Here is a 23,031-nt window from a genome sequence, read left to right as displayed (position 1 = left end):
GAGTCGCGATGAAGCTCCGCGGAGAATTCGCCGTCCACCTCCAGCGCGACGGCGAACGGCACACCTTCCTGCCCGGCGACGACGTCCCGGAGTGGGCAGCGAAGCAGATCAAGAACCCGCTCGCCTGGGGCGAGGGCGAGAAGGCGCCGGAGCCGACCCCCGCCGTGGTGTCGGACTCCGGTGACGGCCCGCCCCCGCAGGGCGGCGCCGGCGCTTCCCGTCAGCGCTGGGCCGACTATGCCACCCCGCTGCTGGCCGCGAAGGGCGTGGAGGTCCAGGAGGACTGGAAGCGCGAGGACATCATCGCCGCGTGCGAGAAGGCCGGAGTCCCGGTCTGATGTTCGCCGACCGGGGCGATGTGCGGGCGCGCTACGAGGGAGTCATTCCCGACTCGCGCAACGCCTGGCTCGACGCGAAGATCGACGACGCCGAGAGCCTGCTCGTCTCGCTCGTCCCCTCCCTGGCCGACGCCGACGACGAAGCTCGCCTTGGCCGCGCGAAGGCGATGATCGCCGACGCCGTGCTCCGCGTGTACCGCAACCCGTCAGGGGTGACGCAAGAGACGGCGTCGGTGTACAGCGTGTCCCGATCCAAGGACACCGCCTCCGGGATGCTGTTCTTCCCCGAGGCCGAGCTCGAAGCCCTGCGCGGCAGCGGACGTCGGCGTCGGCTCGGCAGCATTCCCACATCCCCCTGGAGGGTGGATGTTTTCGGCCGGTGAGACCGTCACGGTCATCCGGTCCGGCGAACGCGACCGTGTGGGCGACCGGGTGACAACGGCGTCGTTCGAGGTCCACAACTGCGCGATCGCCCAGAAGTCGAGCGCGGACAACAACGGCGACCTCGCCACCGCCGTCGACAGCCGCCAGTCCGCGGTCACTGTCATCGAGCTGCTGTGCCCGCCCGGATCCGACATCCGCCACGGCGACAAGGTCCGGGTCCACGGCGTCACCTACCTGGTCGACGGTCTCCCGTGGACGCCACACAGCCCGTTCACCGCCTGGGAGCCAGGCCTGGTAGTGCGATTGAGAGGGGTGTCGTAGTGGACAACGTCAACGTCCCATCCCCCAACCCGTTCATCACCGAGTGGCTCCTCAGCCGCGAGTGCCGGGCCCTGGTCTTCGAGGTGGGCGAGCTCTACCAGGCCGTCTACCGAGAGATCGTGGCCAAGCGGACGCGGGCACTTGCACGGTCAGCGCGGGTGTCGACCGGGATCGAGGGTGACCGCTGGGTGGCAGTCATGTCCGTCGGCGGGCCGGGCGTCCCGTACGGGCTCAGCCATGAGTACGGCACTGGGCGAACCAACCCGGACAACGCACTCCCGCCGGCGAACGACCTCAACGCCGCCCTGCAGATGATGGCCACCCTGTGAGCCTCGTCCTCGGCGACTGGTTCCAGGGCGGATTCCCGGACCGCGAGCTTGTCGTCATGGACGCCCTGCAGCCGATCCTCGACGAGGTGGAGATCCGGGACCAGGACGGCGACATCGTCATGGACGGGCCTGAGCCGCGCCGCCCCCTGGCGGTGACGTGGTTGCCGGATGACTACAAGGATCGGCTCCCGCTCTTGCGCGTGTACCGCGGTGGCGGCGCCGCTGACACCGGCGTCCTCCGCGATCCGGCCGCCGTCCAGGTGGCCGCCATCGCGGACACTCGCGAAGAGTCCTGGCAGGTCATGGAGTACTGCCGCCAGTGGCTGTTGTCCTACCGCCATGGAGGAACGGTCGTCCGCGCCGATGGATCGAAGACGCTGGTCGACTGCATCGAGGAGCTCGTCGGACCGCAGCAGCTGCCAGAGCTGAACCCCGACAAGCGGCTGGTCCCGCTCACCTTCCGCGTCGTGTGCCGCCCTCCGAAGGGGCTGCCGGACTACGAGAAGGTCCGCGAGCGGAAGATCCGCGAGCTCCTCGCCTAACCCCCTGATTCTTGACCGCGAGTCCGCCCCGGGCGCGCGGCACTTCCGCCTACCCGGGCGAACCCGATTGAGGAGAAATCATCATGGCCGACTTCGCTACCGACTTCCGGAAGGGCAACCCCGACCTGGAGATCGGCGCCCTGGACTGGGCCGTGTGCCTGGCGCCGAAGGGCACCGCCATCCCGACCGACTTCACCGACTCGTCCGGCACCCTGCTGGCGCTGCCGAACACCTACGTCCCGGTGGGCAACCTGGACAAGAAGGCCGGCACCAAGCTGGCGACGGCGATCAACAGCACGCCGGTGGAGACCTACGGCGAGCAGGGCCCGACCCGCATCATCCGCAAGAACCGCGACACCACCATCGACCTCACGATGCAGGAGACGTCGGCGGCCACCCTCGGCCTGTACTGGGGGCAGGACTTCACCAACGTCACCGCGAACGCGGCCAGCGGAGAGACCCACCTCGTCATCGCCGAGAGCGCGTTCAACCTCGAGTACTCGCTGGTGATGATCGGCTACGACGGCGAGCTGGACGGCGAGATCTACACCATCGTCGACTCCGGCCGCGCGACCCTGTCGAAGTCGGGCGATATCACCTACAACGACGACGGCGTCGCGATGTACCCGGTGACGCTGCAGCTGCTCAAGCACCGCACCCTCGGCTACGCCACCCGGATCACCATGGCGGGCGCGGGCTGGAAGCCGCTGGCCGCCGACGCGGGCTTCCTCGCCCCGGCGACCTCGATCGTGGTCCACCCCTCCGCCGCGGCGCTGGGCGTGAACGAGCTGCTGCAGCTGGTCGTGATCGACAACAACGGGGTGGACCGTACCGCGGACGCCACCTACACCTCGTCGGCCACCTCGAAGGCGACCGTCTCCACCGGCGGCCTCGTGACCGGTGTCGCGGCGGGCACCTCGACCATCACCGCCGCGCTCTCGGGCGCGGGCACGGACACCTGCGCGGTGACGGTCTCCTAACCCCTCGATCGCCGTCCGCGCCCCTCCCCGGCAGGCGCGGGCGGCCCCAACCCTCGCCGGGGACTGATGCCGGGGAGGCAACAGCATGGCAGCACGACCGATCGGCCGGTTCTACGAGCTCCAGCAGGAAGTGGACGTCCCGGAGCCTTACGTCCTGACCTCGAAGATCAAGATTCCCCCGCCGACGCGGAAGCAGATGGTTGCCTTCCGCGCCGCAACCAATGAGGCCGACATGGAGCGGGCGCTCTTCGGTGATCGGTACGACGACATCGCCGAGCTCTTCGGCGACCGGCCCGAGCAGGAGTACACGGCCTTCGCGAACGAGGTGTGGAAGCACTTCTTCGGCAGGGGGATCAACGATGTCGAGGGAAAATCGGGGGAGTCCTCGACCTCGTAGAGGACCACTGGGATGACCTCGAGTGGGACTTCCAGGACCGCCTGCACTGCGACGCCCTCGACTGGATTCGCCGCGAGCGGCCCTGGCCTCAATTCTTCCGCTTCGCGCGCAAGCTCTCTCGTATCCCGGGGACGGCCTACAACTCGGCCCTGATGCTCGACCCGAAGCTCGCCGAGCTGCGCAAGGGGATGCCGAAGGCGAAGAACCCCCAGTTGTTCGGCTGGACCGCGGAGATGCACCTGCTCGCCGATGCGGTGGACATCGCGCTCAAGAAGGCCACTCACGACCCGAAGGCGAGCATCCCCCGCCCGCTCACCGCGACCGACCACCTGAGCCGCGCCAAGCGGCAGGCCGGGATGAACAAGGTCATCGCCATCTTCACCCCGGAGCACGTCCACCTCACGCCGCAGATCGAGCCGTAGGGAAGGAGGGCTGATGCCGCAGTACGACGCCGGCACCGCTGGTATCAGGATCAAGCCCAACTTCACAGGGTTCAAGACGCAGGCCGAGAACGAGCTGAAGGCGATCCAGCTCTCGGCCGACGTCAGCATCGGCGCCGACACCGCTGTCGCTGCGGCCGAGATCGAGAACCTGCAGCGAGCCGCCCGGGAGAACCAGAGCTTCACCGTCAACGCCAACACCCTCCCAGCACGAGCGAGGCTGGCGGCCCTGCGGAACGAGGCGAACTCCCCGCTGACCTTCACTGCCACCATCGGCGGTGGAGGTGCGGCGGTCGGGCAGGTGCGGCGGCTGTCCACCCAGCTCCGGCGGGCGGCCACGGTCACCTTCGCGATCTCCGGCGTGCTCGGCACCGGCGCGGTCCTGGCCGATATCGCCGCCATCACCGCAGCGGCGGCGCAGGCAGGCAAGGCAGTCTCGCTGATCCCGGCCCTGGGGTTCGGCGCGCTCGCCGGAGGTGGCGCAATCGCTACCGGCGCGAGCGGGATCGGCGGAGCCTTCAAGGCGATGACGGCCGCCACCAAGGAGGCCGGTGCCGCGGCGGCAGATCAGGGCAGCCGCGCGTCCGATCTCGCGGACAAGCAGTACCAGGTGTCGAAGTCGAGCCGGGAGGTGCGGGCGAGCCAGCAGAACCTGGCCGACGTCTACAAGCAGACCTCGCGCTCGATCCGGGACATGAACCTCGACCTCGAGGATCAGCAGCTCGCCGCCCGCGACGCCTCGCTCAGTGTCGAGGAGGCAGCGCAGCGGCTGACCGAGGTCTCGTTCGACCCCACCGCGGACTCGACGACCCGTAAGCGGGCACAGCTCTCCTACGACCAGGCCGTCTCGCGGATGCGCCAGCAGCAGGTGCAGACCCAGGATCTCGCCGAGGACACCGCCGAGGCCAATGCTCGCGGTGTCGAGGGCTCCCGGGAGGTCGAAGCCGCTCGGAACCAGGTCACCGACGCCATCCACGCCCAGCAGCAGGCCATCGACGCTCTCAACGAGTCGGAGATCAAGGCCTCCGGCGGCGGGAAGCAGGACGAGCTCGAAGCCGCCCTCGCGAAGCTGTCACCGTCCGCTCGCCGCGCGGTCGAGGATGTCCGTGCGCTCGGCCCGGCGTGGACCGATGCCCGAAAGGCGTCTCAAGAGGCGCTGTCGACGGAGATGGGGCCGGCGATCACTCGCCTGGCCGACGTCCAGCTCACGAACCTGCGGGACGGCTTCGTCGGGATCAACACCGCCATCAACGGCGGCCTCCGGGACTCGCTGCGATCGCTGTCCTCCGACGTCAACAAGATCGATTTCAGGACTTCGCTCACCAATACCTCACTCGGCTTCGCCAATGCCGCGGAAGGTGCTGGCCCGCTCACCGATTCGCTCACCAAGCTCATCACTGTCGGCAGCTCGTTCGTGCCCATGTTCGGACAGGGGATGGCGGGCGCGCTCGGCCGGTTCAACGAGCGAATCCAGCAGGGCGCCGCCGACGGGACGCTGCGGCAGACGATGCTCGACGGCATCACCGCCACCCGGGAGCTGGGTTCGATCGCGGGCAACGTCGGTGCCAGCATCGGCTCGATCTTCTCGGCCGCCGCCGCGGGTGGCCCAACCCTGCAGAGCATCGACCAGCTCACCGAAAGGTGGCGAGAGTTCCTGCGCTCCACCGAGGGCCAGGACATCCTGCGCAAGTTCTTCGACGAGGCCCGCGCCGGCGCCGAGCGGTTCAAGCCGATCCTCCAGGACCTCCCTGAGATTCTCAACGCGATCTGGGATGGGTTCCAGGCGGTCTCCGCGGTGACCTCCCCGCTGATCAATGCCGTCACCTCCCTTGCCGCGGCGCAGCCCGAGCTGACCTCCGCGGTCACCGTGGCGGTCGCCGCGTTCCTCGGCTTCCGGGCGATCGGCCCGCTGCTCGGCGGGATCCGCAACGGGATCGGCACCACCTCGGGCGCCCTGACCACGATGCAGGGGCACGCCTCGAGCTCGGTCACCGCGCTCCGGAACATAGCCACAGCCTCCGGCGGGGTGGCGCAGGTCGCAGGCGTGGGCGCCACCAACCTCGGCCGCTTCGGGTCCGCCATCCAGCAGGCCGGCACCTACTCGCCCGCCATCAACGGAATGCAGACGGCCTACCTCAACGCCGCCGCTGGTGCGGACCGGTTCGGGCGTATGGCGGGCACAGCGGCCGCGGCTGCGCACGGCATGCGTACGGCGGCGTCTGGCGTCTCTTCGGTGCTCGGCGGGCCGTGGGGCATCGCCTTGGCCGCGGCGACCATCGGAGCGATCGCAATCTCCCGCGAGGTCCGAAAGGCCGCCGACCAGCAGGACATCCTCGCGTCCTCCTCGCGCTCGCTGGCGATCTCGCAGCGAGAGGTGGCGAACGCGCTGCAGGGCACCGCGGGTGCGGTCAGCGAGCCCACCATGGCCAAACTGTCGGACCAGATCACCAACGTGATCCAGGACAACGATCGCCTGGCCGCCACCGCGCCGGGGGCGTTCTCGGTGTTCACCGGCGGGTTCGCCGACATCAAGGGCTGGTTCTCCGGCGTCGCGCAGGCCGGCACCGACGCGGTGCATCAGCAGGAGGAGATCGCGGCCAAGGGCGCCGCCGTGCGCGACTCGTTCAAGGAGATCGGGCTCTCGGCGGAGGAGATGTCGAAGCAGGTCTACGGCTCCGATGACGACTTCCGGGCGATCGTGACCCGGCTGGAGCAGACCCGCAACGGCGGCCGGGAGGCCGTGGGCGAGATCACGCAACTGCGACAGGCGTTCCTGGACAGCCAGAACGCGGCCAAGAGCACCACGCCCGGGTTCTCCAAGCTCTACGAGTCGATCAAGGTGCTCTCCGACTCGTCGAAGACCGGCGCCGAGCGGCTCAACGCCATGCGCGACGCCCTGGACGCACTGTCCGGGAAGCCGGTGGATGCGCAGAAGGCTCTCGCTGCCTACAACGAGCAAGTCCGCGCCACCGCCGACCTCGCTGCGAGCTTCGACAGGTCGCAGGGCTTCGGAAACCAGCTCATCTCCGAGGACGGGACGGTCAACACCACCACCGCCAACGGTGACAAGCTGCTCAACACGCTCATCGCCATCAAGGAGAAGACCCTCGAGGTCGGCGTGGCGGGCGGGGACCTGAACGCACGGCTCGCGCAGAACGCCCAGCAGTTCAAGGTGCTGGAGGGGGCCACCGGCCTCGAGGTCAAGCAGATCGAAGGGCTCGCTGCCTCGATCGGCCTGCTGCCGGAGTTCATCACCCCGCTGGTCGAGCTGCAGAACGCCGACACCACCGAGCAGAAGCTCCACGCCATCGCCCTGCTGATCAAGGCCAACGACGGCAAGCCGATCAACGTCGAGACGAAGCTGCTCGATGATCAGGCACGGGCGGCACTGGCGAAGTGGGGCGTGGACGTCCAGGCCGTCGCCGGGAACCCGGTCTCGACCACGATCGCCGCGAACACCAACCCCGCCCGCGCCGAGCTCGACAAGTTCCTCGCCGACCCGAAGACCCTGACCCTGAACGTCCAGATCGCCAAGTTCGCCGGCAAGAAGATCACCGGCACCGCGGTCATCGACATGACCCCCGGCAACGCGACCGGCGGGCGGCTGCCGACGACCGGACCGGGTACCGAGCGCACGGACGGATTCCTCGGCCTCGCCCGCGAGTCGGGCACTCCGATCTCGTGGCTGGATGGCGGGGAGTGGATCGTCAACCGCCGCAGCTCGGATCGGTACGCCCCGGAGCTGGCCGCGATCAACGCCGGTATCTTCCCGAAGTTGCCCGGCTACGAGACCGGCGGCCGGATCGGGCAGGGCCCCACCTACGGGTCGGTGGTCGAGGGCATGAGCGCCGTCGTGGCCGCGAAGTTCCCCGGCATGCAGCTCACCTCCGGGCTCAGGTTCACCGACGACGGCTACCACTCCACCGGCAACGCCGCCGACTTCTCCAACGGCTCGGACTCCACCCCGGAGATGCGGGGGCTGGCGGCCTACATCGCCGCGAACTTCCCGCAGTCGCTAGAGCTGATCCACTCCCCGTTCTCCGGCAACATCAAGAACGGCGCCAGCGTCGGCGACGGGATGAGCACCTACGGCGCGTCCACGATGGCCGAGCACCGCAACCACGTCCACTGGGCGATGGCTACGGCACCTTCGATCCCGTCGTCCGCCGCTCCCGTCCCGGGCTCGACCACCACCCCGGCCATTCCCGGCGCTCCGTCGGTCACCACCCAGTCGGTGCTCAACCCGCAAGCCGACCTTCCCGGCCGCCGGACCGACACCGAGCTGCAGCGCCTGCAGGGCGAGGCCGCGGTGGACGCCGCGAACTCCGAGCGGAACAAGGTCTACGCCGACCCGGCCGCCACCGACCAGGACCGCCTCGCTGCGGACCTGAAGTACCAGCAGGCGCAGAACTCCCTGGAGTCCGCATCGAAGAAGAGCGACTCGACGGACCTGTCGCTACAGGGCATCTTCTCGAAGGCGGGCGGGATCCTGGCCGAGGGAATCCTGTCCGGACTCGGGCTGGAGAACTCGATCCTGTCTTCGAGCAACATCTACAACCGGGCGCTGTCGACCACGGTGGACTTCTACGGCAAGAAGAACGGCCAGCTCGAGCAGCCGGGCGGGTATGCCTACCAGCCGAAGAACCTGCCCTCGACGGTCACCACCACGACCCCCGCGGCGCCGGCCATCGACCCGCTGACCGGGGAGCTGGTGGCCCCGCCGTCGAGCGGGGTCCCTCAGGACGCGGTGAAGGCGGCGGTCGCCCCCGCGGGCTGGGATACCGGCTCGCAGTGGCATGCCCTGGATCAGCTCGTGATGCACGAGTCCAGTTGGAACCCGGACGCGCAGAACCCGAGCTCGACGGCGTATGGGCTGTTCCAGTTCCTGGACCAGACGTGGGCGACGGTGGGCGGGTCGAAGACCTCCGACCCCTACCTGCAGGGCGTGTACGGGCAGGCCTACATCCAGCAGCGCTACGGCACCCCGGAGGAGGCGTGGAGCTTCTGGCAGGCGCAGAACCCGCACTGGTACGACCAGGGCGGCGTCGCCAGCGGGGTGGGACTGATCGCCAAGAACATCATCCGCCCGGAGCGCACCCTCAGCCCGCACCAGACCGAGACGTTCGATTCGGCGCTGCCGCTGTTGGAGTCGATCAACGCCTCCGCGTGGGCATCGGACCGCTTCTCGATGGACCGGTTCGCCGCGGCACCCGCCGCGGCGGTGGCGAACGGCCCGGATCTGTCGACCACCATCAACGCCCGCGTCGCCAGCGTCGATGACCTGGCCGACCTCGCCGAGCGGAGGCAGCACGTGAAGACGGTCGGCCTGATGGCGGCGGCACCGAGGTGAGCGATTTCCTCCGCCTCACCCTCATCGGTGTCTCTGGGCGGCGGTGGGTCATCTCCGGGCCCGGCCAGGGTGCCGACGGCCCGGAGCTGATGCCGAAGCCGAAGCAGTTCTACGACTCCCCGGCCACGACCTACTGGATCAAGTCCGGCGGCGAGCTGCAGAAGTACCAGGGGTTCAGCTTCAAGCGCCGTGATCCGCTGTTCGGGCTGGTCATCTCCGGCGACAGCGCCGAGGACGAGGCGGAGATCCACTCGCAGGTACGGATGGACCTGGGCATGTACGACCAGCAGTTCGAGCTGGAGGCCGAGACCACCCGCGGCGAGGTACGGCGGCTGAAGATGCGCCTGCTGGAGGACCCGAAGGCGTACGAGACCGGCGACTGGGAGGGTAAGGACCCGCACCTGTTCGGTGTCTCGACGCTGTGGGTGTCGGCGGCCGCGGAGATGCCGCACTGGTACGGCGACCCGGTCACCGCCTCGTGGACTCTCACCTCCGGCACTTCGGGTTCCACCTCGGCATTCGAGCACCCTGGCAATCCGGGGGATGTGGTGATCCACCCGCGGTGGTCGCTCAACGCCCCCGCGAAGTGGACTATCCCGGACCCGTCCCTCGGGCAGGAGGTCGACTTCCAGCGGCCGCCCGGCGCCGACGCCGACAAGGACTTCCCGGTGGTGCAGCTGCTGGCGGGCGAGGACCTGATGATCAACACCAACGGCGACAAGGCATTCATGCTCACCCACGACGGCGGGATGGGGCCGTGGATGCGGTCCAACGGCGCGGAAGCCATCTACCCCGTGGCGCCGCACACCGAACCGTTCGAGACCACCGTGTCGGTGACCAATGCGGTACCCGGCGTGACTGCGACGATCGAGTGTGACCGCTGGTTCTCCAGGCCGTTCGGGGTCTCGCTATGACGGCGCTGCTCAGCCACGACGAGATCTGCGCGGGCGCCCTCGCCCGCCAGGACCAGCTCGATGCGATGCGCCGCGCCCGCCCGCTGCCCCGGCTCTGGACGAACAAGGAGGACGGCTCCCCCGGGCTCGTCCTCATGGGCGCCGTGAAGGACTCAATCTCCGGCGAGTTCCCGTGGCGCCGGAACCAGTTCGGCACCACCGGCACGCTCCGGTTGCGGATGGACCACTACCTGTCTCGGTGGCTGATCTCGATCCCCGACGACCCTGAGGCCAAGAAGAACGTCGTCATCACCGTCGACCACTACGGCGGCAAGGTCCGCTGGTCGGGAATCCTGAAGTACTTCAAGGCCGTCAAGAAGGCCGGGCTCTGGTACCTCGACATCACGTTCGTCGATGACCTACAGTACCTGCAGTTCATGCTCGGCGCCCCGAATCCGTTGCTGCCGATCCCCATCTTCCAGTTCCCCCGGGTCCTGCCCTTGTTCGGGCCGGCCAAGTGGGCCATCTCGATGATGATCCTGCTGAACCTGATCCGGCTCGAAGGCAACCTCTGGACCCTGCCCGACGACCCGTTCGCCGCGGGGAGCTGGGGCGGCCTGTTCGACTGGTCGAGCTGGCAGGTGCTGATCAAGGCTAAGCCGATCGACCTCGACGACTCGTCGATGTGGACGCTGATCGCCACCCGCATGAACCGGATGGACCAGATCATCGAGAACGCCCTCGACGACGCGCAGCTGACCATGCGGTACCGGCGCATCCTCACCGTGGATGGCGAGACCTCCGACGTGCCGGGCGTGCCCGAGGTCGCCAACGGCGCGCTCGTGCTGGAGGTGGTGGACACCTCCGGCTACTACTCCCCGGACGGCACTGCCACCGGGGGCGGCCTGGCTGGCGGATTCGCGCGGACCATCCAGGGCTTCGCGAGCGGGTTCGTCGAGGACGTGCAGACCTTCACCGGAGACCCGCAGTCCTGGCCGGCCAGCTACTACGACCCGAACTATCTCGGGCCGGGTGATCCGACGCGGACGTGGATCGTGATCCGGGACTCGAAGTACTCGGCGGTGGAGACCTCGGAATGGACGTGGGGTCCAGCGACGGCGGTGCGGGCGATCGTCGGCGGCGACAACCCGCTCGTGGACCAGCTCGCCCGGCTGACGATCGAGTCCATCGGTGCGTTGATCGGCTACTTCCTGCTCGGAGGGTTCTCCGGGCTCGGGTCGATCGTCGCTGACGTGATCATGCCGTTCCTGGTCGGCACCATCCTGGCGTGGCTGCAGTGGCAGAACCACGGCCGCGCGCACCAGCTCGGCTGGGTGCATCTCTGGGAGGTGTTCGGGCAGGGCGCCGAGAACAACGCCTGGAGCCTCGGCGCGGTGGTGGCCCTGCGCGGGGCGTTCCTGGCGACCAAGAGCCAGTCGGCGCACGTGATGTCGCTCGGCTCCGGCGGCCGGTTCCTGCCTGGGCTGATGTTCATGCCCGGGGACCGGATCGGCTCCACCTTCGAACAGGCGACCTCGAAGATTCGCGTGGACCAGGTGGAGGAAGTGACCCTCGCCTGGGACTACGAAGGCGGAAACCCGCACGAGTACAAGGCGCAGATCGGTCAGGCCACCGCCGCGATGACGGTGGCCGAGCGGCAAGCCCGGCAGATCTCCTTCGCGTTGTCTGTGATCAGCAATATCGGCTGTCACATGGTGACCTAGATCACATTCTTTCCGATTTGGAGGTGAGCGCGTGGACGTTCGCGAGCTGATGGGGGCCTCAGCCCAGCTGCAGCAGGACGATGCCGACATGGCCGATCCGCGCCAGCATCTCGCCTGGGCGCTGATGTTCTTCCCGTCGCCGAATCCCCAGATGGGCGAGGTGCCGATTCAACCCGCCGTGCGCCCGCTGCTCTCGCAACTGCTGTGGGACCTGGGGTTCCGGCACAACCCCGAGTTGCAGACGAAGTGGTTCACCCCTGGTGACCACCCGGAAGGCGGCTGGCTCAACGTTCCGAACGTGGTGGACCGAGCGGGCCACGCCCAGTGGAAGGCGGCCCACTCCGACCCGGAGGCCGAAGCCGAGAAGTGGCGGGGCACCGCGGAGTCCCTGCTCGGCGTGCTGAACCCGAAGTTGGCAGGGCGGATCGAGAACATGACGCCCGACGAGCGGGCGGCTGCACAGGCGACGTACCGGCAACAGATGCCCGCCGCGTTCGACCGGCTCGCCGAGCTCAAGAAGCAGATGGAGGAGGGCGCATGACCGAGCAGGTTCTGCCCTACGACCGCAGCATCGTCCCGCAGGAGACCTACTGGTGGTGCGGGCCTGCCAGCTGCCAGGTGGCGCTCAACTCCCACGGCATCATCAAGTCCGAGCGCGAGCTGATGGGCGAGCTCGAGGAGCTGGAAGGCAACCGCGGCTGGGACGACCAGGACGGCACCGACTGGGTGGGGCAGATTACCACGGTCCTGAATCGGTACCTGCCCGGCTACGTCACCCGCTCGATGCCGAACGACCCACCGACCCGCGAGCAGGTGGACCTACTGTGGGGCGACATCGTGCGCTCCATCGACAGTGGGTTCGGGGTGGTCGCGAACATCGACGCCCCGCCGTCGAACTACCCGCGCGGGGTGAAGGGCAGCACCAGCCCGGCCTACGGCGGAGGCCGGGTCTTCCACTACTTCACGGTCATGGGCTACGACGACAACCCCGAGGCGCGGGCGGTGTGGATCGCGGACTCCGGGTTCCGGCCGTTCGGGTACTGGATGGCGTTCGATCAGCTCGCCACCCTCATCCCGCCGAAGGGGTACTCGGCCAACCCCACCGCGAAGAAGCAGCGGCCCGCCGACCTCGAGCTGACCAAGAAGTTCCCGTCCCGCTCGAAGTACCGGGCGAATGACGAGCCGGTCGATACCTTCGCCGGGCTCCTGCTGAACATCGACGCTCTCGTGCACGGCCGCTCCGTCGAAGGCCGCGGCTGATGGACGCCGGGACGCTGGCCCGCGCGATGGGCCAGACGCTGCCGCTGTCGCAGTACGCCCTGCTGGCCCCGGCCTTCAATGCGGCGATGGTCGCGGCCGGGTGCACGACGGTCGAGCGTGCAGCGATGTGGTGCGCCCAACTCGGGCACGAGTCGGTCGGGCTCAAATTCATGGTCGAACTCTGGGACCCGACCCCCGACCAGCGCACCTACGACGGGCGCATGGGCAACGGCCCGGGCGAGGGCTACCGGTACCGCGGCCGCGGCCCCATCCAGATGACCGGGAAGAACAACTACCGGGCGTGCTCGCAGTGGGCGTTCGAGCGCGGCCTGGTGCCGACGCCGACGTTCTTCGTCGACGACCCCGACACCGCCGCGGATCTCACCTACGGGTTCATCGGCGCCGTCTGGTACTGGACCGCCGCCCGGCCGATGAACAACTTCGCCGACCGCCGCGACCTGGAAGGCGCGACCCGCGCCATCAACGGCGGCCTCAACGGTCTCGATGACCGGCGCCGCCGCTGGAACATCTGCCTCGCATTGGGCGAGGCGCTGCTGCCGACCGAAGGAGATGGCATGTCCGCAGCCGATGACGAGCTGACCAAGAAGTTCCCGTCCCGCTCGAAGTACCGCAGCTACGGCCCGAACGGCGAGGAGGTCTTGGTCGACACCGCGGTCGGGTTCCTCCTGAATATCGACGCTCGCATCCACGAGGAGCACGTCGAACGCGAGGCCCGCAACGGCGCCCAGTGGGCGATCGACCTCGTGCGGCGCGAGGCCGCCAAGACCGACCCGGTGGACGAGAGCGCCCGCGCGCTGCTCGCCGAAATCGAAGGAGCGAAGAAGTGAATCCGCTGCGCTACAAGCCGTCCCAGATCGCCAAGTTCCTCGTCGCCCTCCTCGGCGGCATCGTCGGCCTGCTGGGTGTCGCGGCTGACACCTTCGCCACCGGGATGCTGGCGTCGGTCGGGCAGTGGGCGACCACCGGCGCGCTCGTCATCACCCCGATCTGGGTCTTCTTCCAGAAGGTCGAGCCCTGGATCGGGATGGTCGACAACGGCTTCCCCGATCTGGGCAGCGGGCGTGACTAGTGCTCCTGTTCCTGCTCTCGCAGGCACAGCCGATGGAGCCGGTCAGCGGCACCCTCGTCCAGTACGGGGCGGTGGGGATCATCGCGCTGGTTGCGCTCACGGCGGTCGCGGTCATGTGGAAGCGCATGTCGCAAATGAACGACGCGGAGCGCGCCCGCGGCGACCGGCTCGAAGCCGAGTTGCTCGGGCAGAACAAGCTCATCTCCAGTGAATTCTCCGGCGTTCTGGTTCGGGCGACAGAAGCCATGAGAGAGGTAACGGACATGCTCAGGCATCGGGATCGGGGCGATCGCTGATGACGGAGAGACGTGATGTGGGCGCCCTGCTGGCGCAGACCCGCAAAGCACTCGACGTATTCGAGGCTCATCTGAACAGGTTTTCCGACGTGCTCGACGAGCTGGAAGCGGAGACGGCTCGGCAGCGGGACGAGCCGCGGAGGCGGAGAGGGCAAGGGTGGCTGTGAGGTGGCGTCGCGGACGTGCGCCGGAGGGCACTGACCCGGAACACGTTTTCAAAGAAGTGCGCGAAGTGGAGACCCAGCTTCGCGTCTCACTGGGGATCTTCAAGGAGTACTTGACCGAGCTCGAGGCGGAGATACGACAGCCGCAGGAGGAGGTGTAGTAGATGCCGGACCGTGCAAGCGAACTCGCTGCGACTCTCGAGAGTACGGAGCGTGCCGTGCAGGAACTCACCGAGAAGATCTCGATCAACGAGGCGGCGATCCGACGGGCGAAGTTCGCCGCGAACACCGCGCTGGTCGCGTTCGTGCTCGCCCTGGTGGGCATCGCGCTGATCGGGCTGGGCCTGTTCCGAATCGACAGCAACCAGGACCAGATCAATACCCTGCAGTCCGAGCAACAGGTGCAGACCGACCGGAACAAGATCGCGACCTGCGCCATGGTCGCGCTCTTCCTGCAGTTCGAGCCGCGCACTCTGTCGAACCCGGCGTACACCGAGGAGCAGAAGGCCGAGCAGGTCCAGGCCTACGCCCGGCTGCGCCAGACCGGCATCGACCTGGGGTGCGAGGGTTCGTGACCCTGCGCCTCGGCAAGCTGCCAGCGCGGATCAACTCGGTCCACTTGCGCTTGTCGACGTACCTGAACGTGCCCGCGGTCAGCCCGCTGATCCCGGCTGCGTTCGTCCCCGAGCTCCCGGACCTGCCGATGCTCGGCGCCGACGAGACCGCCTGCGGGGTGTGGGCCGGGTTCGCCTACGAGGTCACTCTCGCCAGCCGGGAGGCCGGTGCCGAGGTCGGGTTCTCGGCGGGATCGGTGCTGTCGGACTACACCGCTGCTGTGGGCTACGACCCCGCTGACCCGCGCACGGACGTCGGCTCGGACCTCCAGGTCGCCGCCTCCTACCGGCGCCGCATCGGGGTCCTCGACAACACCGGCCGCCGGCACCGGGTCGGGGCGTACGCCACCCTCACCATCGGCGACCCCGACCAGCTCGCCGCGGCAGCGTTCATCTTCGGCTCCGTCGGCGTCGGCCTGCGCCTCCCCGGTCACGCCCTCGACGACCTCGCCGCCGGGCGGGCGTGGGAGTCCCGGCAAGGGCTCCCGGCGGTCGTCGGATGCCACTACGTGCCCGTCGTCGGCCGCGCCGAGAACGGGAACTTCCTCGCCCTCGCCTGGGGGCGGGTGCAGGAGATGTCGCCCATGTTCTACCGCCGGTACTGCGACGAGGTTCTCGTCTACTTCAGCGAGGAGTTCATGACCGCACCCGCCAGTCCGCCCGGCTTCGACCGCGCGCAGCTGCTCATCGACCTGCAGGCGTTCACTCGGCGATGACCACCCCGAATCCCGGTGGGCTGCAGCCAGGCCAGTGGGGTGTCACCGGCGACGGCTCGATACCCGCCAAGTCCAGCCACACCGAGGGCAACGTCAAGACGACGCTGCAGAACGACTTCAGCAGCAACCAGTTCTCGGGGCTCGGCGGCGGACTGATCGCCATGGTCGTCTCGTTCATCGGCGCTGGTATTGCGGCCATCCTCGGCGGCTTCGCTTCGGTGCTGGACGCCATCAACGGCACTGTCAACGACTCCTATGTCGCGCAGTTGCCGACGATCACCGATCACAGCCAGCGCCTCGCTGACGTGGAGGAGCAGTTCTACCAGCTCGTCCTGCAGGGGAACGCCATCGTGTTCATCGACGGCGATACCTACATTCCCACCCCGGGCGTGCTGTCGGTCGACATCATCCTCATCGCAGCAGGAGCGGGCGGGGCCGCGGGCCGCTGGGACGTGCTGGCGGACTCGCGCTCCGGCGGTGGTGGCGGTGGCGGCGGGGGCGAGGTGCACGACTCCATCCCGGCCGCGCTCCTGCCCGTGGACGGCTCCGGCAACTTCCTGCCGATCCCTATCGAGATCGGGACGGGCGGCACGGGCGGCACGGGGTCGGGCAGTCCCGGCCAGGGTGGTGGCAACACCGACTTCGGGTCAGGGGAGTCGATGCTGTCGGCGATCGGCGGCAACGGCGGTGCCGTGCTGGCCACCAACGCCGGCTCCCCCGGCGGCATCGGCGGCGTCGGCGTCATCGCCGGTGGCGCGGGCGGGCGGGGCGCCGCGGGCAACGGGGGCATCTCCGCGACCAACGGCGGCAATTCCTCCTCGACGGAAAAGATCGCGGGCGGGGGCGGCGGGGGCGGTGGTGGCGGGACGCCGATCTGGTCGGCGATGCTCGGCGGCGGCGGTGGCATCTCCCCGGGCGGATCAACCCCGGGTGCCGCAGGAACTGTCCCGTCGACCCTCGTTACCACCGGCGGCGGCGGAGGAGCCGGCGCGAACAGCGGCAATGCCCGCGCGGGCAACGGCGCCAAGCCAGCCGGTGGCGGCGGTGGCGGGTACGGCGGCAGCGGCGCATCGACCAACGGCGGCCACGGCGCCAACGGCATCGCCTTCATCGTGGAGAGGTTTACCTGAGTGGCGAACGCCACCACGAACTTCCGCGTCTACACCGGCTCGGCGACGTGGACCAAGCCCGCCCGCTGCCGCCGCATCGACGTGCTCATACGCAGCGCCGGGGGGGCCGGGAGCGCCAGCGTCGGCGGCGGAGGCGGGGCGGCGGTGCTCATCCGACGCATCGACGCCGCCGACCTGGACGCCACGGTCGCGGTGGTTGTCGGCGCGGGCGGGACGTCAGGGGGCGATGGCGCCGCCTCGGCCTTCGGGGACATCGTCGCGCCCGGCGGCAAGGGCGGCAGCAACGGCGGAGCCGGGTCCGTGGTCGCGGGAATGCGCGGCGGCAACGGCGGAGCCGCAGGCCAACCGGGGGAGTCGGTCAGCTCCGGCGTCATCCGGCAACTCGCGGGCGGAGGCGGAGGGGCAGGGTCCGGCTCTACAGGCGGGCGCTCCGGTCGCGTGGCCGCCGGGGTGAGCAACCCGCCCTTCTGGCAGTGGTGCCAGTCCGGCGGCGGCGGCAACGCAGGCCAGGCAGGGGGGTTCCCCTGCGGAGGTGGCGGTGCCGGAGCGGCCGGAGCCGCAGGGGTCGTGACCGTCATCGAGTACATCGCTCCCGAGGTGTGAGGAGAAGACATGCCCATTGCCCATGACCTCGGCGAAGCGAGCAGCTTCATCGGCCGAACCCGGCACTACCGCCTCGACCCCCCGGTCGTGGTGGACGGCCGCAGCCATGACCACGTGGTGCTGGCGATCACCCCTCGCATGTACAAGGCCTCGGCGGAAATCCGGGCGTACCCGGCGACGGAGTTCGGAACGTGCGCGGAGGTGACGCTGTCGCGGAGGGTCGGGTCGTTCACGCTCCGCGACGACTACGTCCCCGGCGACGAGGCCTACGAGGACGGCGTGCGCTGGCTGTCGCTTCAGCACCTCGGCGGATACGAGGTGGCGAAGTGACCGTCATCAGCGAAGCCGTCGAAGACATCGCCGGCGCCGACGACACCACGTCGTTCATCTTCGCCGTCCCCGCCCTCCGGGACTCCGGCACGGGAATGGTGACGACTCGCACGATCCGGCTCAAGGCGCACGGCGGAGTGCTGACCACTCCCGATCTGCAGCCCGGACCGGCCGACGTGTCCGTGGGGCTGAAGACCTACCACATCGAGATCCCCGACTGGCCGACCTCGATCCGTCTCTCTCCGCTGATCGCCGCGGCACTCCCGGTAGCACCGGCGGAGGAGATCGGCGCCGTGCGTAACGGCGGCGGGGTCGCCATCGCCAAGCGCCACACCCTCGCCGAGTACGAGGCGCTGCCCTCCATCGACCCCGAAACCCTCTACGTCGTCCCCGAATAGGAGCCACCCATGGCCGTCACCGCCAACCTCTACGGGCTCGCCCTGCAGTCCGCGTTCAACAAGGAGATCGACTGGGACAGCGACACCATCAAGGTGATGCTGTGCACCAGCTCGTACACCCCGAACCAGGACACCCACCGGTACAAGTCGGACGTGACCAACGAAGTCACGGGCACCGGCTACACCGCGGGCGGCGCCACGCTCACCTCGCCGACGTTCGCGTACACCTCGGGCACCAACACCGTCACCCTCGACGCGGCGGACACCTCGTGGGCGAACTCGACGATCACCGCCCGTTACGCGGTGATCTATGATGCCACCCCGGGCTCGGATGCGACCCGCCCGCTGATCGCGTTCGTGGACTTCGGCGCGAACGTGTCCACCACGGCCGGAACGTTCTCTATAGTGTGGGACGCAACGGGCATTGTGAATCTTTCTGCCGCCTAGCCCATGGCCCTCTTCTCCCGCGGTGAGCGGGTTGCCCGCCTCTACCTCGGCGAGGAGCGCATCGCACGCGCCTACCTGGGCGAGAAGCTGGTGTGGTCAGACCTGACGCTCGGTGTCGTGGGAGTGGTGGCGGCCGCCGCGTCGGCGGTCGCGCTCGCCCCCGCAGTGACGCCGGGCTTCGCGGCCGTCCCGGCGACCGCCCAGGCTGCTGCCGTCACTCCGGTGGTGTCGGCGCACGTCTCGGTGACCTCGGTGCGCGCCCGCGCCACAGCGAGTGTCGTGCGGCCGGACCTGCCAAAGGTCGCCGCTGCGGTGAAGGCGGTCGCCACCGTCACCGCCCCGGCGCCGACGTATCGGCAGACTGAGGAGATCAACGTCCCGCCCGCTACGGGGTCTGCGGTCGTGCTGGTGCCGACGATCGGTATCAGCAGCCCACCCGCTGTGGCGACGGCTGTCGCTCCCGCACCGACGCTGGGCGCGGACGCGCTCCTCGTCACTGTGGCCGCGACGGGCGCCGCGATGGCGCCGAACCCCGCCTACGCCATCGGCGTAACGGCCACAGCGGCAGCGTCCAGCTCCGGCGCGAGCGCGCCGACCGTCTTCGCCGCGTCCACGGTGCAGTCCGCAGCAGCAGCGGGGTCGGCGGCGGCGCCTCCTCCGGCCGTGGGGACCGCGGTGGTCGTGCCGGTCGTGACCGCGACTGCGCAGGCGATCGCTCCGGCCCCCTCGGCTGGCGGGGTGGTGTCGACCGTGATGACCACGGCGTCCGTCGTGACCCCTGCTCCCGCCGTCTCGGCTACCGGCATCGTCGCCGCGGTGCCTGCGATTGGCAGCGCGACTACCCCCACGCCGACCGTGTTCTCCAGCGGACCGGGCGGCATGGTCAAGAACGGCGAGGCCACCGTCCCGAACCTCACGGCGGAGGTCGCGGGCTGGACGGCCGAAGCGGGGTCGACGCTCTCCGGGAATGCGCTGGTAGTCAGTGGGGCACGGACGGGCGTGAAGGTCGGCCTGAACGTCTGGATCCAGCGAAGGACCATCAGCTCCCGGTCGGCGCAGGTGTTCATCTACATCGACGGCGTCCAAGCCGCAGCGGGGACCGCGACAAGCCTCGCCACGAACAACACGTGGCAGCAATTCACGCTGGAGACCGGCGTCATCAACCTCGCCAACGGTGCGCTCATCACGGTGCGCGCGGTGGCGTCGGGCTCGAACGTGTTCCTGCAGGACGCTACCGGGTGGTGCCGCATCGTGACCTGACCTGCGCTACCCAGTGGCGGCGGTCAATGCCACGGCCCTTCAGGGCTTATCGAGACCTGCGCTCCACCGAAGGGGTAGACCTTCTCGTTGACCTGAGCGAAACCCACCTGGAACCACAGTTGCACGTTCCCGGATTCGGGCATGTACAGGTCGGTCAGCATGACCACCTGTAGGTCGCTGGGGAATCGGATGTCCTTGAAGCCGTTCACCTGGCCACGCTTGGACAGCACGTGGTTGCGGACCACGTTCTGGGCTTTTTCGATCAGGACGTCCTTGTCCGGCGGCTCGGAGACGTATGCGGTCGTGCCCAACGTAGTGGACGTTCCAGCGGGCCCGACGGTCGTGGTGGCCGGGCTTGCGCTGTCGCTGCCGGCGCATCCTGTGAGCAGTAGGGCCGCCCCTGCGAGGACGGCGAGAGCTGTCCATCTTCCCCTGGTCATGGGAGGGGACGGTACAGGCAAGGGGCGGGGCTCGAGCCGGATTGCCGGGTCAGTCGATCGATCGACGGTGGAGTTCGACGCGCACGGAGCCGGGATCGATCACGAACGGCGCTGGCGGCCGAGGTGGAGCGATCCGTTCGCCATCGTGGCGGCCACCGACGATCACCCCGTCGGAGATTGGCCCGGACCAGTCGCCGGTCTCGTCGCTGTAGCTCCACTCGAAGGGGATGGAGATAGTAGGCCAGCCGCCGCCCTCTCCCGAGCGGGTGTAGCCGCTGCTGCCGATCTCCTCGCTCATTCGACCCACTCCGATCGGAAGCTGGGGTGACTGGACCAGATCGTGGCGACCGGAACCAGGATCATCAGCTCGTATGCCTCGGACGCGGACGGGTCGCCGCACTCGTGGCCGATGTCGCCCGCGCGCTCGACCACCTTCCGCAGCCCCGCGCACCGGAGCAGGGTCGCGGGCGGGGAGTTCGCGGTGATCTGCGCGGTGTGCCCGTTCCGCGGCGGGTGGTAGCTGAATCCGGCGTTGGGATCGCCATCGTCGGGCCCGTCGAGGATGGCGATCCCTTCCTCGCAGAGGTCGATGGCGTGCCACTCGCCCCCGCCGAGAGCCTGAGCGCGCTGCTCCTCCTCGGCGATCCGTGCCTCGATGAACTCAGCGATGTCCATGGTCCCCATTCTCCCAGCTCTCGCGCTACGGTGCGGTCGTGACCCGCGATGGCATCCAGTACCCAGCGGTCTCCGACCCACCCACCCCGGTCTGGGTGAACCTCGACCACCTGTTCCCCCGCTTCCCGGACATGCCCCGCCACCCCAACGGCGCTGGGGTCGAGTTCTCCGGTGTCGTGCCGGGGGTGCTGTTCCGGCGCATCCCGGCGGTGACGGGGGAGTGGATGGGGCTGGTGGACTACACCGTCCCCTACGCCGACGGACGGCCACCGTTGGAGATGCGGCAGCAGTTGGTGCCGTTCGACCGGGACGGCGAGCACTGGATCCTGCGGCCACGCACCGACGACCCTGCTTGACCCTTGCGCCCCCTCAGCCTTCGTGGCGGAGGGGGCGCTTTCGTGTGTCCGGGGTCAGGCGACGGGCCGTGAGGAGGAGCTGCCTGCCGACGGCGACGACATCACATCCACGGCAGGCAGGGAGGCGGCGACGATCGGCACCGAGGTCATGCTCTGGATGCACTGGTCGAGGCTGTCGATGACAAACCTCTTGATACCGCGGCCGTGGTAGGCCCCGGAGGCGAACTCTCGCCACGTGATCGGGAACGGAATGTCCACCCCCAGTCGCCTGGCCGTATCCGCGACGAGCTGAGCCTGTTGGCGATCGGGCACGACGATGTAGGCGTCCAGCTCGGCCGCCTCGCGGATCATGGCTGTCGTCTTGCCGAACTGGCGGCCGCCGCTCACGAAGTGGATCATGCCCGCACCTCCTCGGAGAGAGTCCACCCGGCGGCGATCACGTGGCGGGCGGCCTTCTCCACCCGCAACCGGGCCAGCTTCTCCGCCCGGTCCTCGAAGTCCACCCAGTCCCCATTGCGGAAGAACTCCCGCTCGTCCTCGGGCCAGTGCTGGACTTCGCGGCCCCGGTCGAACAGGGACTCCCCGAGCAGGTCGGCCAGGCGGGCAACCTCAGCGGCGGCCGGGCCGCGCGATGCTGCCTCGCTGTCACTGGCGGGAGGCCAGGCGACGTCCGGGAACTGCTCGCGCAGGAATGCGTCATACCCGGCGTGCTGTGCCGCGAGTTCGATCAGCGCGCGGTCGGGCTCGCCGGGCAGGTGATGGACGGTGAGCGGCAGGTGGTTGCTCCAGACGACGCGGACGCCGGGCAGGTTGCCCGCCATGTACGCACCGCGGGCGTCGATGAGTATGTCGTCGGTGAGCACCGATATCCAGCCCATGTGGTCGCGCAGAACCGTGCGCGTGGGAAGGGCTTGGAGCTGGGGGATTGAGGTCACCTGATCCCCGGTCGCCAGGGCTGTCGGCTGGCAGGCGGATGCCTCGGTAGAATCTGTCATGGCTGAATCCTCTCGCGATTCGGTCGGTGGCCGGGGTGTTCCAAGCGCCTCGGCCACACCTATTTTACCAGCTCACAAGGGGATTCAAGACCTCAACACCCAGCGTCCAGCTCCTCGAGCTTCGCCGCGGCGATGGCGTACACCCCGCAGTCCTCACCGGAGTGCACCACCCCCTGGAGGTCACCGTCCCTGGACGCGACGGCCAGGCGGGCGGGGGTGTCGGCCCACTCGGCTCGGCGACGCCGGAGCTCCAGGCTCACGGTCATCGGGCGTACGCCTGGCTGCGGTCGTCGGGCTGGACCTCACCGTTGCTGCACAGCCACCGGAACGCGGCCCCCTTGGCGGGGCATTCGCGTGCGTCGCAGTCGATGTACTGCTGCATGAGCCGGTGGGCGAGGACGCTGGTCAGCCGGTAGTGGGGCTTGATGTGGTTGCAGGACATGGGCAGTCCCCCTGCCGAGTCGGGTGTGGGGTAGCACCCGGCGCCCTGGGAAACCGAATCGCATGGCTACGAATGGTGGCCTCCACGGGGGCGTGGCGCCGGATGCTGAATTCACAT

The 23,031-nt window shown here is 69.0% G+C and carries 32 protein-coding genes; 25 read left to right on the top strand and 7 right to left on the bottom strand.

Annotated features, from left to right (window positions below; translation table 11 throughout):
* Window positions 1-8 precede the first annotated feature (8 nt).
* The 24 genes from AB0H71_RS13715 (at window position 9) to AB0H71_RS13600 (ending at window position 20,006) form a co-directional block, all read left to right on the top strand.
* Window positions 9-338: a hypothetical protein gene (locus AB0H71_RS13715; RefSeq protein ID WP_357019426.1), complete on the top strand. Its 330-nt coding sequence runs from the start codon at window positions 9-11 to the stop codon at window positions 336-338.
* Window positions 338-721 carry a Gp19/Gp15/Gp42 family protein gene (locus tag AB0H71_RS13710; RefSeq protein WP_357019424.1) on the top strand — a complete coding sequence of 128 codons (384 nt, stop codon included), beginning with the start codon at window positions 338-340 and terminating at the stop codon, window positions 719-721. Before AB0H71_RS13715 ends, AB0H71_RS13710 begins: the two co-directional genes overlap by 1 nt.
* The gene (locus AB0H71_RS13705) at window positions 705-1,043 is read left to right on the top strand and encodes a hypothetical protein (RefSeq protein ID WP_357019421.1); all 339 of its coding nucleotides are present in this window, start codon (window positions 705-707) and stop codon (window positions 1,041-1,043) included. The genes AB0H71_RS13710 and AB0H71_RS13705 overlap by 17 nt, the downstream gene beginning before the upstream one ends.
* Window positions 1,043-1,372 carry a hypothetical protein gene (locus AB0H71_RS13700; protein ID WP_357019418.1) on the top strand — a complete coding sequence of 110 codons (330 nt, stop codon included), beginning with the start codon at window positions 1,043-1,045 and terminating at the stop codon, window positions 1,370-1,372. The genes AB0H71_RS13705 and AB0H71_RS13700 overlap by 1 nt, the downstream gene beginning before the upstream one ends.
* Window positions 1,369-1,914 (top strand): hypothetical protein, encoded by a 546-nt coding sequence (locus AB0H71_RS13695; RefSeq protein WP_357019415.1) that lies wholly within the window; start codon window positions 1,369-1,371, stop codon window positions 1,912-1,914. The genes AB0H71_RS13700 and AB0H71_RS13695 overlap by 4 nt, the downstream gene beginning before the upstream one ends.
* A gap of 83 nt (window positions 1,915-1,997) precedes the next feature.
* Window positions 1,998-2,894, top strand: coding sequence for an Ig-like domain-containing protein (locus AB0H71_RS13690; RefSeq protein WP_357019412.1), 897 nt, complete (start codon window positions 1,998-2,000; stop codon window positions 2,892-2,894).
* An 85-nt stretch (window positions 2,895-2,979) separates the two neighbouring features.
* The gene (locus tag AB0H71_RS13685; RefSeq protein ID WP_357019409.1) at window positions 2,980-3,291 is read left to right on the top strand and encodes a hypothetical protein; all 312 of its coding nucleotides are present in this window, start codon (window positions 2,980-2,982) and stop codon (window positions 3,289-3,291) included.
* Between the two features lie 152 nt (window positions 3,292-3,443).
* Complete coding sequence (locus AB0H71_RS13680; RefSeq protein WP_357019406.1) at window positions 3,444-3,713, top strand: hypothetical protein; 270 nt, start codon at window positions 3,444-3,446, stop codon at window positions 3,711-3,713.
* A gap of 13 nt (window positions 3,714-3,726) precedes the next feature.
* Window positions 3,727-9,081: a transglycosylase SLT domain-containing protein gene (locus tag AB0H71_RS13675; RefSeq protein WP_357019404.1), complete on the top strand. Its 5,355-nt coding sequence runs from the start codon at window positions 3,727-3,729 to the stop codon at window positions 9,079-9,081.
* Window positions 9,078-9,995, top strand: a complete 918-nt coding sequence (locus tag AB0H71_RS13670) for a hypothetical protein (RefSeq protein ID WP_357019401.1) — start codon at window positions 9,078-9,080, stop codon at window positions 9,993-9,995. Before AB0H71_RS13675 ends, AB0H71_RS13670 begins: the two co-directional genes overlap by 4 nt.
* Window positions 9,992-11,698 (top strand): hypothetical protein, encoded by a 1,707-nt coding sequence (locus AB0H71_RS13665; protein WP_357019398.1) that lies wholly within the window; start codon window positions 9,992-9,994, stop codon window positions 11,696-11,698. Before AB0H71_RS13670 ends, AB0H71_RS13665 begins: the two co-directional genes overlap by 4 nt.
* A 31-nt stretch (window positions 11,699-11,729) precedes the next feature.
* Entirely contained in the window at window positions 11,730-12,239 is a 510-nt protein-coding gene (locus AB0H71_RS13660) for a hypothetical protein (RefSeq protein ID WP_357019395.1), read from the top strand.
* Window positions 12,236-12,958: a C39 family peptidase gene (locus AB0H71_RS13655; protein WP_357019393.1), complete on the top strand. Its 723-nt coding sequence runs from the start codon at window positions 12,236-12,238 to the stop codon at window positions 12,956-12,958. The genes AB0H71_RS13660 and AB0H71_RS13655 overlap by 4 nt, the downstream gene beginning before the upstream one ends.
* Window positions 12,958-13,806 carry a glycoside hydrolase family 19 protein gene (locus AB0H71_RS13650; RefSeq protein WP_357019390.1) on the top strand — a complete coding sequence of 283 codons (849 nt, stop codon included), beginning with the start codon at window positions 12,958-12,960 and terminating at the stop codon, window positions 13,804-13,806. The genes AB0H71_RS13655 and AB0H71_RS13650 overlap by 1 nt, the downstream gene beginning before the upstream one ends.
* Window positions 13,803-14,048: a hypothetical protein gene (locus AB0H71_RS13645; protein ID WP_357019387.1), complete on the top strand. Its 246-nt coding sequence runs from the start codon at window positions 13,803-13,805 to the stop codon at window positions 14,046-14,048. Before AB0H71_RS13650 ends, AB0H71_RS13645 begins: the two co-directional genes overlap by 4 nt.
* Window positions 14,048-14,344: a hypothetical protein gene (locus tag AB0H71_RS13640; protein ID WP_357019384.1), complete on the top strand. Its 297-nt coding sequence runs from the start codon at window positions 14,048-14,050 to the stop codon at window positions 14,342-14,344. Before AB0H71_RS13645 ends, AB0H71_RS13640 begins: the two co-directional genes overlap by 1 nt.
* Before the next feature lie 382 nt (window positions 14,345-14,726).
* On the top strand, window positions 14,727-15,083 hold the full coding sequence (locus AB0H71_RS13635; RefSeq protein WP_357019381.1) for a hypothetical protein: 357 nt from the start codon (window positions 14,727-14,729) through the stop codon (window positions 15,081-15,083).
* Complete coding sequence (locus AB0H71_RS13630; RefSeq protein WP_357019379.1) at window positions 15,080-15,838, top strand: hypothetical protein; 759 nt, start codon at window positions 15,080-15,082, stop codon at window positions 15,836-15,838. Before AB0H71_RS13635 ends, AB0H71_RS13630 begins: the two co-directional genes overlap by 4 nt.
* Window positions 15,835-16,968, top strand: coding sequence for a hypothetical protein (locus tag AB0H71_RS13625; RefSeq protein ID WP_357019376.1), 1,134 nt, complete (start codon window positions 15,835-15,837; stop codon window positions 16,966-16,968). The genes AB0H71_RS13630 and AB0H71_RS13625 overlap by 4 nt, the downstream gene beginning before the upstream one ends.
* Window positions 16,969-17,571: a hypothetical protein gene (locus AB0H71_RS13620; RefSeq protein WP_357019373.1), complete on the top strand. Its 603-nt coding sequence runs from the start codon at window positions 16,969-16,971 to the stop codon at window positions 17,569-17,571.
* Window positions 17,572-17,580: 9 nt separating this feature from the next.
* Window positions 17,581-17,901 carry a hypothetical protein gene (locus tag AB0H71_RS13615; protein ID WP_357019371.1) on the top strand — a complete coding sequence of 107 codons (321 nt, stop codon included), beginning with the start codon at window positions 17,581-17,583 and terminating at the stop codon, window positions 17,899-17,901.
* Entirely contained in the window at window positions 17,898-18,299 is a 402-nt protein-coding gene (locus AB0H71_RS13610; RefSeq protein WP_357019368.1) for a hypothetical protein, read from the top strand. Before AB0H71_RS13615 ends, AB0H71_RS13610 begins: the two co-directional genes overlap by 4 nt.
* 9 nt (window positions 18,300-18,308) lie before the next feature.
* The gene (locus tag AB0H71_RS13605; protein ID WP_357019365.1) at window positions 18,309-18,746 is read left to right on the top strand and encodes a hypothetical protein; all 438 of its coding nucleotides are present in this window, start codon (window positions 18,309-18,311) and stop codon (window positions 18,744-18,746) included.
* Window positions 18,747-18,749: 3 nt separating this feature from the next.
* Window positions 18,750-20,006: a hypothetical protein gene (locus tag AB0H71_RS13600; RefSeq protein ID WP_357019362.1), complete on the top strand. Its 1,257-nt coding sequence runs from the start codon at window positions 18,750-18,752 to the stop codon at window positions 20,004-20,006.
* A gap of 23 nt (window positions 20,007-20,029) precedes the next feature.
* Here the strand turns inward: AB0H71_RS13600 and AB0H71_RS13595 are convergent, their stop codons facing one another.
* Genes AB0H71_RS13595 through AB0H71_RS13585 form a run of 3 tightly spaced genes read right to left on the bottom strand, consistent with a single transcriptional unit; the run spans window position 20,030 to window position 21,121 of the window.
* Entirely contained in the window at window positions 20,030-20,446 is a 417-nt protein-coding gene (locus AB0H71_RS13595; RefSeq protein WP_357019359.1) for a hypothetical protein, read from the bottom strand.
* Window positions 20,447-20,495: 49 nt separating this feature from the next.
* Window positions 20,496-20,744: a hypothetical protein gene (locus tag AB0H71_RS13590; RefSeq protein WP_357019355.1), complete on the bottom strand. Its 249-nt coding sequence runs from the start codon at window positions 20,742-20,744 to the stop codon at window positions 20,496-20,498.
* Window positions 20,741-21,121, bottom strand: coding sequence for a DUF6221 family protein (locus AB0H71_RS13585; protein WP_357019352.1), 381 nt, complete (start codon window positions 21,119-21,121; stop codon window positions 20,741-20,743). Before AB0H71_RS13585 ends, AB0H71_RS13590 begins: the two co-directional genes overlap by 4 nt.
* 38 nt (window positions 21,122-21,159) lie before the next feature.
* On the opposite strand from AB0H71_RS13585, the gene AB0H71_RS13580 reads away from it, so the two are divergent.
* Window positions 21,160-21,477, top strand: coding sequence for a hypothetical protein (locus tag AB0H71_RS13580; protein ID WP_357019349.1), 318 nt, complete (start codon window positions 21,160-21,162; stop codon window positions 21,475-21,477).
* A gap of 54 nt (window positions 21,478-21,531) precedes the next feature.
* Here AB0H71_RS13580 and AB0H71_RS13575 read toward each other — a convergent pair whose 3' ends face one another.
* From AB0H71_RS13575 to AB0H71_RS13560, 4 genes are all read right to left on the bottom strand, one after another.
* On the bottom strand, window positions 21,532-21,876 hold the full coding sequence (locus tag AB0H71_RS13575; protein ID WP_357019347.1) for a hypothetical protein: 345 nt from the start codon (window positions 21,874-21,876) through the stop codon (window positions 21,532-21,534).
* Window positions 21,873-22,472: a hypothetical protein gene (locus AB0H71_RS13570; protein WP_357019344.1), complete on the bottom strand. Its 600-nt coding sequence runs from the start codon at window positions 22,470-22,472 to the stop codon at window positions 21,873-21,875. Before AB0H71_RS13570 ends, AB0H71_RS13575 begins: the two co-directional genes overlap by 4 nt.
* Before the next feature lie 92 nt (window positions 22,473-22,564).
* Window positions 22,565-22,738: a hypothetical protein gene (locus AB0H71_RS13565; protein WP_357019341.1), complete on the bottom strand. Its 174-nt coding sequence runs from the start codon at window positions 22,736-22,738 to the stop codon at window positions 22,565-22,567.
* On the bottom strand, window positions 22,735-22,914 hold the full coding sequence (locus tag AB0H71_RS13560; protein WP_357019338.1) for a hypothetical protein: 180 nt from the start codon (window positions 22,912-22,914) through the stop codon (window positions 22,735-22,737). The genes AB0H71_RS13565 and AB0H71_RS13560 overlap by 4 nt, the downstream gene beginning before the upstream one ends.
* Between the last annotated feature and the right edge of the window lie 117 nt (window positions 22,915-23,031).

This window comes from Nocardia sp. NPDC050697 (assembly GCF_040654395.1).
GTDB lineage: Bacteria > Actinomycetota > Actinomycetes > Mycobacteriales > Mycobacteriaceae > Nocardia.
The sequence above is the reverse complement of the archived record's forward strand: the minus strand, read 5'-3'. Positions and strand labels throughout refer to the sequence as shown.